At 41.0% G+C, this 13,690-nt stretch carries 12 protein-coding genes and 1 rRNA gene (1 of these 13 cut by a window edge); 10 read left to right on the forward strand and 3 right to left on the reverse strand.

Annotation, left to right across the window (positions count from 1 at the left end; translation table 11 throughout):
* Positions 1–138 precede the first annotated feature (138 nt).
* Positions 139–843 (reverse strand): histidine phosphatase family protein, encoded by a 705-nt coding sequence (locus tag IGJ28_RS10400; protein ID WP_005472589.1) that lies wholly within the window; start codon positions 841–843, stop codon positions 139–141.
* Positions 844–863: 20 nt separating this feature from the next.
* Entirely contained in the window at positions 864–1,481 is a 618-nt protein-coding gene (locus IGJ28_RS10405) for an MBL fold metallo-hydrolase (RefSeq protein ID WP_195971859.1), read from the reverse strand.
* 322 nt (positions 1,482–1,803) lie between these two features.
* On the opposite strand from IGJ28_RS10405, the gene IGJ28_RS10410 reads away from it, so the two are divergent.
* Both IGJ28_RS10410 and IGJ28_RS10415 read left to right on the forward strand, forming a co-directional pair.
* Entirely contained in the window at positions 1,804–2,340 is a 537-nt protein-coding gene (locus IGJ28_RS10410; RefSeq protein WP_003127290.1) for a hypothetical protein, read from the forward strand.
* A 283-nt stretch (positions 2,341–2,623) separates the two neighbouring features.
* Positions 2,624–5,011: an ATP-dependent DNA helicase gene (locus IGJ28_RS10415; protein WP_252711890.1), complete on the forward strand. Its 2,388-nt coding sequence runs from the start codon at positions 2,624–2,626 to the stop codon at positions 5,009–5,011.
* A gap of 36 nt (positions 5,012–5,047) precedes the next feature.
* On the opposite strand, the gene IGJ28_RS10420 is transcribed toward IGJ28_RS10415, so the two are convergent.
* Complete coding sequence (locus IGJ28_RS10420) at positions 5,048–5,539, reverse strand: YajQ family cyclic di-GMP-binding protein (RefSeq protein WP_195957710.1); 492 nt, start codon at positions 5,537–5,539, stop codon at positions 5,048–5,050.
* Positions 5,540–5,688: 149 nt separating this feature from the next.
* Between IGJ28_RS10420 and IGJ28_RS10425 the strand changes: the two genes are divergently transcribed.
* The 8 genes from IGJ28_RS10425 to IGJ28_RS10460 all read left to right on the forward strand — a co-directional run.
* On the forward strand, positions 5,689–6,624 hold the full coding sequence (locus IGJ28_RS10425; RefSeq protein WP_003127293.1) for a YitT family protein: 936 nt from the start codon (positions 5,689–5,691) through the stop codon (positions 6,622–6,624).
* Positions 6,625–6,706: 82 nt separating this feature from the next.
* Positions 6,707–7,036, forward strand: a complete 330-nt coding sequence (locus tag IGJ28_RS10430) for a metal-sulfur cluster assembly factor (RefSeq protein WP_005472593.1) — start codon at positions 6,707–6,709, stop codon at positions 7,034–7,036.
* Positions 7,037–7,402: 366 nt separating this feature from the next.
* Entirely contained in the window at positions 7,403–7,753 is a 351-nt protein-coding gene (locus tag IGJ28_RS10435; RefSeq protein ID WP_438845385.1) for a hypothetical protein, read from the forward strand.
* 188 nt (positions 7,754–7,941) lie between these two features.
* Positions 7,942–8,877 carry a dihydroorotate oxidase gene (locus IGJ28_RS10440; RefSeq protein WP_252711891.1) on the forward strand — a complete coding sequence of 312 codons (936 nt, stop codon included), beginning with the start codon at positions 7,942–7,944 and terminating at the stop codon, positions 8,875–8,877.
* A 34-nt stretch (positions 8,878–8,911) separates the two neighbouring features.
* Positions 8,912–9,424, forward strand: coding sequence for a GNAT family N-acetyltransferase (locus IGJ28_RS10445; RefSeq protein ID WP_438845386.1), 513 nt, complete (start codon positions 8,912–8,914; stop codon positions 9,422–9,424).
* 336 nt (positions 9,425–9,760) lie between these two features.
* Complete coding sequence (locus tag IGJ28_RS10450; protein WP_252711892.1) at positions 9,761–11,857, forward strand: glucosaminidase domain-containing protein; 2,097 nt, start codon at positions 9,761–9,763, stop codon at positions 11,855–11,857.
* A gap of 92 nt (positions 11,858–11,949) precedes the next feature.
* Positions 11,950–12,135 (forward strand): hypothetical protein, encoded by a 186-nt coding sequence (locus IGJ28_RS10455; protein WP_003127300.1) that lies wholly within the window; start codon positions 11,950–11,952, stop codon positions 12,133–12,135.
* 544 nt (positions 12,136–12,679) lie between these two features.
* Positions 12,680–13,690, forward strand: a 16S ribosomal RNA gene (locus IGJ28_RS10460); it runs 549 nt beyond the window's last position.

A 13,690-nucleotide genomic window follows, 5' to 3' on the forward strand; every position in this document is an offset into this window, starting at 1 on the left:
TAGTATACCTGTTCTAGGAAAAAATACCAAACACTTCCTAAAAAAAGAGCAGTTTTTCTTGCTGAAAAAATCGTCAAGCCGAGGATCTTTTCAGCAAAAAACTACTCTTACTTTTGTTGATTCATTATTGCAAGAAAATCAAGCGAGGAGATCTTGTGAAAGGGCAAGTCCTTTCTTGATATATTCAGTGTTGCCCACTTCCGCAATTGTGAATTCACCATTTTCATAAATCAGTCGGGTAACCGAACCATTATCAATGTCCATACGCACGTTGTTTTCGTTATTAATCAAATGCAGCAAGAAGGCGATGGTTAGACCATGGGACACAACTAACGCATTGCCGCCGCCTTTTTTCTCAACCCGATACGCGATGTCTTCAAAGCCGGTTTTGACCCGTTCAGTCAATTCATCAAAGGATTCGGCCCAATTCGCTGTGTCCGCACGATGAATCGCATTGGCAACAGCCTCAAAGCTGACATGGCTAGCAATCATATTGTCATAATCAGGGAAATCCAACACACGAGGAATGACGCCCCACATTTCTGCATCATAAGCCCCTTCTAAAGACCCAAAACACCATTCTCTGATTCGTTTATCAATATGATAAGGAATCTGAGGCCCACGTAAATGCTCGCCCAAGATCAAGCGCATGGTTTCGATAGCACGACCACTATCACTGGATACTGCTTCCACAAAATCGATCTCCCGGAGACCAAGCCCAAGATAATGGATTCCTTGTTCACCTGTGCGGGTCAATGGAGTATCACACCATCCCTGAACGCGCTGTAATGTATTGAACATTGTCTTACCGTGTCGCACGACATATAATTCTGTTCTTGCCATATCGTTTCCTCCTTTTACATTTATCTAAAAAATGGATTTGTCCGTTTTTCGTTTTCAATCGTCGTTGGCTCACCATGCCCTGGATAAACAGTTAATTGGTTGGGCAGAATAAACAACTCAGATTGGATACTCGTTAATAATTGTTCCAAATTACCAGTTGGTAGATCCGTACGTCCAATACTGCCTTTAAAAAGGGCATCTCCTGAAACGACAAAATCATCAAAAATAAAGCTGACACTCCCAATGGAATGTCCCGGAGTTGCCACAACGCGAAAAGAGATGCCGTCAATTTGATAATCTTTTAACGCCAATTCACGCTCTGCAGGACGTGCAGTAATACCGCCTAAGTCAGGATGGCGACCAGAAAGATTTTTTAGAGGATCTCCTAACCAATCTTGTTCTAATGGACTGACATAAACTGGGATACTGTAATAGTCTCTTAAGTGATCCACTGCACCGATATGGTCATAATGAGTATGGGTCAATAAGATTGCACTAGGCTTTGCTTCTGTTTTTTCGATTTCAGCAATGATTCGTTCAGCCTCTGCTCCCGGATCAATGATTAATAAATGCCCATCTTGCCAAACCAAGTAACAATTCTCTTGAACAGGGCCGGTGACTAAGCCAATGATTTTCATATTTTAACCTCCTCTGTTTCTTCTTTTAGTATAGCCTAAAGTATTCAAGGAAACAAAAAAAGCTTTTTAAAGATTCTCAGTTTTGCTCTTTATTTAGGAAAAAGCAAAAGAGCGTAAAATGGCTCTTCTTGCGCTGGTGGAAGAAACCAAAGAGAAAATGAGATTAAAAAAATCTGCAAAAAACGGCAGTTTGATTAAAAATAGGGTCGTTTTTAAAAAACTATCCCGAAAAATTTTCTAAGAAACCTCCGTAAAAAAAATACACTGTTATACTGTAATTAATTTAAAAAACCTTAATTATGGAAATAGTGGAGGCGGTAACATGAATAAGAAAGTATGCCTAGTTTTATGCTCATTCTTTTGCAGCTTGTTACTCGCAAGCTGTGGGCAAGAAAATCAAGCAATCAAAACGAGCGAACCTACGACAGCTACTGCGACCAAGCTCAGCTCCACAAATGCCGAGAATGTCGACTTGATGCTGATTCAAGAAGAAAGCAGTCAATTTCCGCAAAGCCAAGGTGTCTATGATCTGCAAGGAGAAGAATTGACCATCGTCAAACAATACTTGCCTATGACAGAAAGTAGCAGTGATGAAACGTTGAGTGGTTCGGCACTCAAAAAAAGAAATGAAACGATCCAAGCAGACTTTGAAAAAAATTTTGCTTCCGCGAATCTTCGCTTAAAAGATGATCCCTTTGAAATCTACGAGACGACCTTACACGGGGCTTCGTTTTCCATCGATGGAAAATATTTATTTTTACGAGCCCATGGGTTGGAATTAAAATTTCAGTATGATGAAGCAACCAATCGTGCCTACGATGAGAACAATGTGCGCTATGAAGTTCAAGTGGATCAGTGACGGATACTAATGAGAAATGCCTGAAAATCAGAACAGTATAAGAAGTTTAAGAGAAATAGATGCCACAAGAAAGTGACAAGTCGATTGAGACAACTTTCGATTGCGATAATGCCAAGAATTAAAACACATCATTAGGCAAGAAGAGAGGTTGTTTTTGATATGCTGTAACCATTGTAGGCATTTTTTAAGAAAATGTGAAAAAGACTGCAAATCCTGCAGGCTTTTTTTGTTCGCTTTAAAATCAGTGAAGCTTCCGATATAATAGCTCCGAGAAGGTGATCACGTGTATAAAGGAAAAATTGCTGTCCGAAAAATCGTTGAATTTATTTTGCGCCGTGGCGATATCGATAGTCGCAAAGTCAGTAACCATACTGCTCAAGAAGGCGCTCGTATCCATCGACGATTGCAAAAAGAAGCCGGCGATGCCTATCAAAAGGAAGTCTTCTTCAAAATAGAAAGCGAGATCGAAAAGGACAAGTTGACTATCGAAGGACGTGCAGACGGCTTATTCTATGACGAAGAGAAACAATGTTGGGTAATCGATGAGATCAAGACGTCAGAACCCTACTTTGAAGATCTTCCTGAGGATCAAATCGATTTATTTTTTGCTCAAGGGATGGTTTATGCTTATATTTACCTTCAAGAAGAAAAGTTGACGGAAATTGAAGTCCAACTAACTTATTACCAGACGACGGAGCAGCTGATTACCCGCGTCCGTCGCCATTTTACAGTGGAAGAACTTACTGAATTTTATACCCACTTGATCAATGAATATCATAAATGGCTGGTTTTTCAGGAAAATTGGCGCCGTGTTAGAAATACTTCACTACAACTGTTAAAATTTCCTTTCGAAACGTATCGAAAAGGGCAACGGGAATTGGCTGCTGCCGCTTATAAGACGTTAAAAAACGGCAAGCGATTGTTTGCTGAAGCGCCAACAGGTACTGGAAAAACCATATCGACTCTTTTTCCTGCACTAAAAGTATTAGGAGAAGGGGATGGCGATCGTTTGTTTTATTTGACGGCAAAAACGATCACTCGCCAAGTAGCTGAAGATGCTTTAAGCAAGTTGGCGGATAACGGCAGTGAAACAAAAAGTGTGACCCTCACTGCCAAGGATAAGATTTGCTTTTTAGATGAACGGAATTGTACGCCGGAACATTGCCCATATGCGAATGGCTATTATAACCGAATCAATGAAGCGCTATGGGATCTGCTTCATCATGAAAATCAAATCACACGAGAAGTGATTGAAACGTATGGAAAAAAGCATACCGTCTGTCCCTTCGAACTTTCGCTGGATGTCAGTGTGTTTTGTGATGTCATTATTGGTGATTATAACTATCTGTTTGACCCGACTGTTTATCTCCGACGCTTTTTTGAGGAACCAGAAGAAGATTACTTTTTCTTGATTGATGAAGCCCATAATCTCGTCAATCGTTCAAAAGAGATGTATTCAGCAGAGATTCGTCGCAGCACGTTTAAAGATCTTAGAAATCAATTGCCAATGGATCAACAAAAGCTTCGTCGAGCATTGAATAAAGTGGAGAAAGAATTCTCTGCGATTGAAAAAATCGCTGAGACGGATCATTGGGAGTACCATCATCAAAAAGAACCCCATGAAACGATGAACAAGCAATTAGCAAAGCTAGCTGAGCTTATGAAAGAATGGCTACCAGCTAACCCTGAACATACGGCTCAGGAAGCGGTGCTGCAAAGTTATTTTGAAGTGAATCACTTTTTGAAAATTGCTGAATTCTATGACGATCATTATGAAACAACAGTAGAGGTCACTCGATATGAGCTGACTCTTCGTCAATTTTGCATTGAACCGGCTCCTTTTCTACAGCAAGTGTTAGACAAAGGAAAAGCCAGCTTGTTGTTTTCAGCCAGTTTCACGCCTCTTGATTATTACCAGGAAGTGCTGGGAGGCGGAGAAAAAGCATTACGCTATCGACTGCCAAGTCCATTTGATCCTGCAAATCAAAAAATCCTGATCGCAAATTACATCCAGACGACTTACCGGCAACGGACAGCCAGTCTGCCAGCGATCGTAGATGCCCTTAATCGAATGGTTCACGCAAAGTCAGGCAATTATATGGTTTTCTTTCCTTCTTACCAGTATTTGGACGAAGTAGCAGAAGCATTTCATCACGCGTATCCGACTATTAAGATGATCGTACAGGATACAGCTATGAATGAAACGGAACGAGAAAATTTTTTAGCGGAATTCAAATACGACACGGCGGACGCTGAAGAAAAAAATTCGTTGATAGGATTTTGCGTATTGGGCGGAATTTTTTCGGAAGGCATCGACTTGAAGGGAACTCGTCTGATCGGAACGGCGATTGTTGGTGTCGGATTGCCGCAAATCAATCACGAACAAGAACTGATTCGGGACTATTATGAAGAAAAAAAACATGCTGGTTTTGCCTATGCCTATCGGCTGCCTGGAATGAACAAAGTTCTGCAAGCAGCGGGACGTGTCATTCGTGATTCTACGGATCAAGGCGTGATCCTGTTGCTGGATCAGCGTTTTCATACAACGGCTTACCAGCAACTGTTTCCATTGCATTGGCAACACGCCCAAACCTGCTTTCGACCAGAGCAGCTTAGCAAAGCAATGGACCATTTCTGGCAAAAACAAAAAGACTTTCAGCACCGATCGTAGACCGTACATGCGGTTTGCGATCGGTACAGAGAGAAGTCAACGATAATTTGTGAATTGTAAATCGATCGGTAATTCAAGCTTGCGCAGCAGCTGGATGACTTCTTGTAAATCGTCACGGCTTTTACCAGTGACACGAATCTGATTGTCTTGAATCTGCGTTTTAACTTTCAATTTTGCATTTTTGATGGCGGCCGTAATTTTTTTCGCCTGTTCTTTATCAATGCCGTTGATCAATTCTGCAGTCTGACGGGCTTTGGCGCCAAGTGCATGTTCAGTCTGTGAGAATTGGATATTTTTTGTCGGAACATTTCGTTTGATGAGTTTGCTGCTTAACACATCTTTGATTTGTTCAAGTTTGAATTCATCGTCTCCCACGATCGTTAATTTATTGCCATCCATTTTAATTTCAACTGTCGAACCTTTAAAGTCAAATCGATTCTTTAATTCTTTTTCTGCTAGTTGGATGGCATTTTTTACTTCTTCTGTATTGATTTCAGATACAACATCGAAACTTGCTTCTTTTGCCACAAAGATCATCCTTTCTATTTTTCTTTGATTTTACCATGAGTCAGAAAAAAGAGGGGAGAGAAACTAAATTTTTGCAAATAATAGTTTCAATTTTAGACACAAACTGCTATTCTTTGGAAGGAGATTTTTTGTGAAGGAGAAATGGCATTGTGAGTAAATTATGGACGAAACATCAGCAGTCGGAAAGACTGAAAAAAATCGGGGTTATTTTGTTGTCAGGATTGACCGCAGCGATCGCGTTGAATTTCTTTTTGATTCCTGCAAAAGTACTTTCTGCAGGGATGAATGGTGTTGCCCAGTTGATCGTAGCAGTCGGGTGGGAACAATTCGGCTTGCATCTTAGTACCGGTCTCTTTATTTTGCTTTTGAATGTGCCAATCTTTATTTTAGGCTTTATCAAACTAGGCAAAGCTTCCACTTGGATGAGTTTTATTAACGTTGTAGTGGTCTCTTTAATAACGATGATTTTGCCTCAAGGAGAAATCACAAACAATATCCTCGTGAATTCGTTGATTGGCGGCGTATTACTTGGTGTTGGAGTCGCTTATTCGTTAAAAATGGGTTTCACAACGGGAGGAATGGACATCCTCTCATTGATTTTATCAAAAACGACAGGTAAGACTGTCGGCAAATATATGTTTATGCTTAATGGCATCATTGTTATGCTGTCAGGGTTTATTTTCTCATGGGAGAGCGCCTTGTACACGATCATTTCCATTTTTGCTATGAGTTATGTGGTGGATATGCTTCATACAAGCCATCAAAAAGTTACGGCATTGATCATCACCACCAAAGCGGAATCTGTCGGCAAGAATATTTCAAAACATGTGTTTCGCGGTATGACATTGTTGCCATCTGTAGGAGGGTATTCTGGTGTTCCTGGAAATATGATTATGATGGTAGTTACTCGTTATGAAATCTATGATTTGGAACAAGCTGTTTTAGAAGCGGATGAGAATGCATTTATCAACTTTGTTCCGACTCAATCGATCACAGGACGTTTTGCAACAGACGATGAACAGCGTACATTCAAAACAACCGGAGTCTTTCCAGAATTGAAAGTTAACAAAAAGAATCGTCCCTAAGGAAAACGAAAGCGAAAGTGTCATTTACAAAGGGATTAAAACAAGTTATGATTTGAACAGATCATCAAAGGAGGTTTCGACTATGCCTTATACTGAAGCAGAAAGCGAAGCAATCAAAGAACGTGTCTTAGCAGCGTTAGAAACAGTTATTGACCCAGAATTAGGGATTGACATTGTCAATCTTGGTTTAATATATGAAATCGAATTTGACGGGGAAACAGGCGATACAGTTATTAAAATGACATTGACCACTATGGGTTGCCCATTAGCCGACGTTTTGACCGAACAAATTCATGAAGCATTAAGCGACATTCCAGAAGTCAAAAATCCAGAAGTCAAGCTAGTCTGGTATCCCGCTTGGACGACCGATAAAATGAGCCGTTATGCACGGATCGCGTTGGGGATTCGCTAGTGGATTTGCTGATTCCAATGCAGCGGCTGTTAGTTTCGTAAGTCGTTTGAAATAGTATGGATGTATAAGTACATTTCATTCTCTAAATAATCCGTAGAAATTTTGGAACTCTTTTATTAACTTTTAAGATAAGTTAGTAAAGGAGTTTTTTAGTTAAACAATTTTTTATTAGTATCTGTTGCATTTTCAATAAGGAAACGCGACCCCATACCCCTGTTAAACAGGAAGCTTTATAGTAAAAGAAAAGAGAGACTGAATTTAGCGAAATGAACGATTTTCGTGCGACGACTGCTTGTCGTTTCAGAGACCATTTTTGTAAAAAATGATAAAATAATGATCGATAACTAAAGAAAAGGAATCCGGCCTATGCTATTAACAAAGAAAAAACTCTCTCGCCTAGCGGCTCCCTATAATGAAGGAGATATGAGTATTGGTTTTGCCGAATCACAAAGTATAGAAAGTATAAGCAGCAAAACGATTTTACTTGTGAATGATCGCCAAGTAATCATTTTATTTTTGAACTTTTTTCAAACAAAAGTCATTGATCACAAGGCTTACGCCAGAAAAGATCTAATCAATGAGCAATTAAGTCAAGGGTTCAATGGGTTAGACGTTGTTTGGCGTTTTACAGTCCAAAATAAAAAATGGCGTTTTCGCATACTAAAGAAAATAGTCACACTAGGAAAAATGCAAAGAGAATTGATCGAGCGGCTCTAAAAGAGGGTACGTACCTAAATTGTAAAAGAATTTTGAGCGGTAAGTTGATGAAGACTGATTGTCTTTTTTTCAAGGATCTCAGCGAATAGAGAATTGCTACAAATAAAATAATGACGAAACCTAAAACGGCAATTGCATTTTGCATACTAGAAAGGTAAACTATTTTCAATGAAGAAAGGAGACGAACAATGTTAACGACTAAATTTGGTGAATTCACCTACGACAATCCCTTTATGAATGCTTCCGGCGTTCACTGTATGACCACTACGGATTTGGAGGAACTTGCAGCATCAGAAGCCGGTTCTTTTGTTACAAAAAGTGCCACTTTAGCACCGCGAGAAGGAAATCCCGAACCGAGATATGTGGATCTCGCTTTAGGAAGTATCAATTCAATGGGATTACCAAATAAAGGCTTAGACTATTATTTGAATTTTGCTTTAGAGAAACAAGAAGCAATCGCTCCTGAAGCACCTTTCTTCTTTTCTGTTGCAGGCATGAGTGTTGAAGAAAATATTGAACTTCTAAGAAAGATTGAAGCTAGCAACTTTCGTGGTATCACAGAGTTGAATCTTTCTTGCCCGAATGTCCCAGGAAAGCCACAAGTTGCTTATGATTTTCCATTGACAGAACAAATTTTAGAGCAAGTTTTTAGTTTCTTCACGAAGCCTTTAGGCGTGAAATTACCGCCTTATTTTGACCTAGCGCACTTTGATCAAATGGCTGAAATTTTGAATAAATTCCCTTTAACATACATCAATTCTATCAATAGTATTGGTAATGGTCTATATATAGACCCAGAAACAGAAGCAGTAGTGATCAAGCCTAAAGAAGGCTTTGGCGGTATCGGTGGCGAGTATGTCAAACCAACAGCACTCGCCAATGTTCGGGCTTTCGCGACCCGACTAAAATCAGAAATCAATGTAATCGGAACTGGCGGCATTCGTTCTGGACAAGATGCATTTGAGCATTTGTTATGCGGAGCGACGATGTTACAAATCGGAACGGAATTACAAAAAGAGGGACCAGCGATTTTTGCCCGTCTGAAAAAAGAATTGACAGAAATTATGACTGCCAAAGGCTACACATCGATCGATGAATTCCGCGGTAAACTTCGCTCATTGTAGCCGATTAGCAAATTGCTGCTGAAGGAGGAATGGCATGATCCAGTTTAGAAAAGCGATGCTCTCTGATTTGCCGGAAATGATGGCTCTCTTTGAGATGGGCATACAATCCTTAAAAAAACAAGGCTCACCTCAATGGCAAAATGGCTATGGTCCCACTCGTGAAAAAATCAAAGAAGATATCAATCAACAAGAAAGTTATCTCTTGTTATATGACGATCAAATTGCTGCTTCTGCCGCTTTAGTCAAAGGGGTCGATCCCGTTTATACTGCGATAATCGAAGGTAGTTGGTCAGGGGATGGGCCATATGCATCAATCCATCGTGTCGTAGTCAGTGACCATTTTAGAGGCAAACAATTGAGTGCACATTTACTAAAAGCGCTAGAGGAAGAAGCGGTAGCAAAAGGGATCCATGATTTACGGATTGATACCTATCAAGCAAATATTGGAATGCAGAAAGTGATCGAAACCTGTGGTTATCAATATCGTGGGCAAATTGTTTTCCCTATTCCACACGGTGAACGACTGGCCTATCAGAAATTAATCTAATTGATTGGGTGAATATAGTAATATCTGCTGTAATTGCCAGACCATAAGCGGAATGGCTGAGCCATACTAATTCCTTAATTCCCTTAGCGGGTTCAGGTCGAATTTGGGCAGCGTGTTCAGCTCATAAAGTAAGATGTTTTTTGAAAGATTGATCATGACGGAAAGAAAGATAGCAAGTTTTGCGTAGCTTTATTATGCAGGGCTTGCTATCTTTTTGTTTATTTTTATTCCGAATAGACGAAATTAATTAAATGTATAAAAATAGAGAGTTATCACTTTATTTTAATATTGTGCATATGGTAAAGTTGATTTGAGTAAACAATGGAGGAGAATCCAATGAAAAAAAGAAAAAGTATGCGTAAGGCGTTGGCAATGCTAGCGGCTCTATTGATCACCCTTGGACAAGGGGTGCCTGCGGTTGAAGCATTGACTGTCTTAGAGAATAACGCAGAATCAGCAATAGTCGATTCAGGCTCATCAATCTCAGCCGAATCAAATGAATCCTCAGAACCATCTGAAGACCGAACGGCCGATTCTTTCGAAACGGCATCAAGCAGTCAAAGTATGGAAACAGAAGAATCCATTGATGAAAGTCATTCTACTGAACCATCGTCTTCTAGTGAAACGACTGAGGAAACAAGTGAAAGTACAAGTACGTCTGAAAGTGAGACATCTTCCTCAAGTAGCAGTGCGTCGACAACGGATTCAACCAAGGATTCTACAACGCCTAGTACGTCTTCTACTACCGAAAGGCCATCAGGAACCAGTCATTCATCAAAGCCAAATGATACGACAGCAAATTCCACCCAAAGTTCTTCGGAACCAAAGACATTCGACACAGGTTCTTCAGTCAGCCAATTGCCGCCATCCAATCAGCCTATAGCAGATTCTTCCCAGACAGTTGATTTATCAGATAAATTGGTTACCGCCCCAACTGATTCTAATTTGAATGGCTATATCTTGCCGTTGTTGAATCAGTTAGCAAATGAACGATCCGCAGCGCTGATTTCAGAAGCGTTGAATCAACTAGGCAAACCATATGAAAAAGATGCGCAGGGTACTGGATTTAATAATCTTTCGTTGCCTATTGCTGTTTATCGTGGCGTTTTTGATATAAAAGGGATCGAAACTTATGATCAGCTCAGCCGGGTAGGAAAGCAAACATCACTTGAAAAAGCCGTACCTGGAGATCTTTTGTTTTGGAAAGACGGTCAGCAATTAGTCAAAGCAGCAATTTACCTTGGACAGGATAAACTGATCATGGCAGATCAACCCCAAGCGGAACAAATAGTCAAGGAAGAAAAAGCGGCGACAGAAAACAATGGCGTACGCATTTATACTATTACTGATAAACAGAATAGTACTGCGGAAACAAAACAATTGATCCAAGAAGATCAGGTAAACAAACCAGATGTAGTGGTTCATTTTTCTGACTCGCAAAAAGTAACACCTCATGGACAATCACTAATCGCTAAGTATGCGGCTAGCTATGATTTTCGCAAGAATCCGCAAACAGAAGCATTTGTTGCGGCAATTGCAGAAGATGCTCGGGAACTAGGCTTAACTTATGGTGTGTATGCGTCGGTTATGATTGCACAGGCAATTTTGGAAAGCGGATCTGGTCAGAGTGGCCTTGCTTCTCCCCCGTATTATAATTTGTTTGGAATCAAAGGAACTTCCGGTAGTCGTTCCGTTTCTATGATGACAGCTGAGGATAATGGGACCGGAGAATTTTATACGATCCAAGCTGCTTTTCGTGCCTATACAGGATACAAGGAGTCGTTAAAGGATTACGTTCATTTACTGCGGACAGGAATTAGTGGGAATGCTGATTTTTACAAAAAGGTTTGGCGTTCTGAAGCAAAAAACTACCTGCAAGCGACTGAATATTTAACGGGGCGTTATGCAACGGATACGAGCTACAACAATAAACTGAATTCATTGATTGCTGTCTATGAATTAACGAAATATGATGAAGCCAAAGCTGGCAGCGGCGTTGTCCTGCAATCAAAAGAAGCGATTCCCAAAGAGTATCGGCAGCTGTTGGTGTTTCCTGATTATAACGGTGTAAATTATAATACCTCAGGTTCTTATCCAGTCGGACAATGTACTTGGTATGCTTACAATCGGGTCAAGCAATTGGGCGGCAGTGTGGATGAATACATGGGGAATGGTGGAGAATGGGGAGCAACCGCAAAACGTTTAGGCTATAAAACGGCGGCTACTCCAAAAGCAGGCTATCTGATCAGTTTTAGCCCAGGCACTGCTGGCTCTAGCACACAATATGGACATGTCGCCTTTGTGGAAGCGGTTGGCAAAGATGGCATTTTAATATCAGAGGGCAACGTTATTGATGGCAAAACGATTTCTTATCGAATCATTCCCAATGAGCTTGCTTATTCGCAAAGTGTCAGTTATATTGTCCCAAAATAAAATTTCGACCAAAAACTCTAGCGAATCGTAAAAATTCGGTTGTCAACTTCTGCCACAATTGCTAAGATAGAGCACGTAAAGGACGGTGCCGAATGAAAAAACGTATCAAAAAGAAAAAAGCCTATAAAAAGTATATCCAAGACATATTCACAGGATATGAAGAAATGTTGGAAAATCCTGAGCTCAAGGAGAGATCCTTTAGTTATTTGAAAGAAGAAACAGTCTTGAGACGTGATGAAAACGATCAGATTCGTTTTCGGACTCGGGACATTGATTAAACTGCCTATTTTAGGCAGTTTTTCTTTTTCAAAAATAATTGAAAGTATTTCAGAAAAACACTTGCTCTTTCATACGCTTAATGATAAAGTAGTGAACGTTGGCAAAACACGCCGACAGTCAAAACCTTTCAAAAAAACTTTTTGGAAAAAGGGCTTGACCAAAACAGAAACAGATGATATTATAACGAAGTCGCAAATTTAAGAAATCAATTTGATGCTGATGCAGCAACAAAAAAGATTGAAAAAAGTTGTTGACAAATAACAATTCATTTGTTATTCTAATGGAGTCGCTGATGACGCACAGGAAGTTGTTGAATAAACACTTTCGAAAAAAACTTTTAAAAAAAGAGTTGACATTCACTTGTTGATCTGATATGATTTAAAAGTTGCTAACGCAGCGCAGTAGACCTTTGAAAACTGAACAAAGCAAGCAAACGAACCAATGTGTAGGGCGCTTCATTTATGAAGCAAAATACATGCAAGCAATAGCTAGCAAAGTTAATTTTATTTGAGCTTAGCGATCCTATGGATCGTTCAAACAAATCATTATGAGAGTTTGATCCTGGCTCAGGACGAACGCTGGCGGCGTGCCTAATACATGCAAGTCGAACGCTTTTTCTTTCACCGGAGCTTGCTCCATCGAAAGAAAAAGAGTGGCGAACGGGTGAGTAACACGTGGGTAACCTGCCCATCAGAAGGGGATAACACTTGGAAACAGGTGCTAATACCGTATAACACTATTTTCCGCATGGGAGAAAGTTGAAAGGCGCTTTTGCGTCACTGATGGATGGACCCGCGGTGCATTAGCTAGTTGGTGAGGTAACGGCTCACCAAGGCCACGATGCATAGCCGACCTGAGAGGGTGATCGGCCACACTGGGACTGAGACACGGCCCAGACTCCTACGGGAGGCAGCAGTAGGGAATCTTCGGCAATGGACGAAAGTCTGACCGAGCAACGCCGCGTGAGTGAAGAAGGTTTTCGGATCGTAAAACTCTGTTGTTAGAGAAGAACAAGGATGAGAGTAGAACGTTCATCCCTTGACGGTATCTAACCAGAAAGCCACGGCTAACTACGTGCCAGCAGCCGCGGTAATACGTAGGTGGCAAGCGTTGTCCGGATTTATTGGGCGTAAAGCGAGCGCAGGCGGTTTCTTAAGTCTGATGTGAAAGCCCCCGGCTCAACCGGGGAGGGTCATTGGAAACTGGGAGACTTGAGTGCAGAAGAGGAGAGTGGAATTCCATGTGTAGCGGTGAAATGCGTAGATATATGGAGGAACACCAGTGGCGAAGGCGGCTCTCTGGTCTGTAACTGACGCTGAGGCTCGAAAGCGTGGGGAGCGAACAGGATTAGATACCCTGGTAGTCCACGCCGTAAACGATGAGTGCTAAGTGTTGGAGGGTTTCCGCCCTTCAGTGCTGCAGCAAACGCATTAAGCACTCCGCCTGGGGAGTACGACCGCAAGGTTGAAACTCAAAGGAATTGACGGGGGCCCGCACAAGCGGTGGAGCATGTGGTTTAATTCGAAGCAACGCGAAGAACCTTACCAGGTCTTG

It is taken from the genome of Enterococcus sp. AZ091 (assembly GCF_051714805.1).
GTDB lineage: Bacteria > Bacillota > Bacilli > Lactobacillales > Enterococcaceae > Enterococcus_D > Enterococcus_D gallinarum.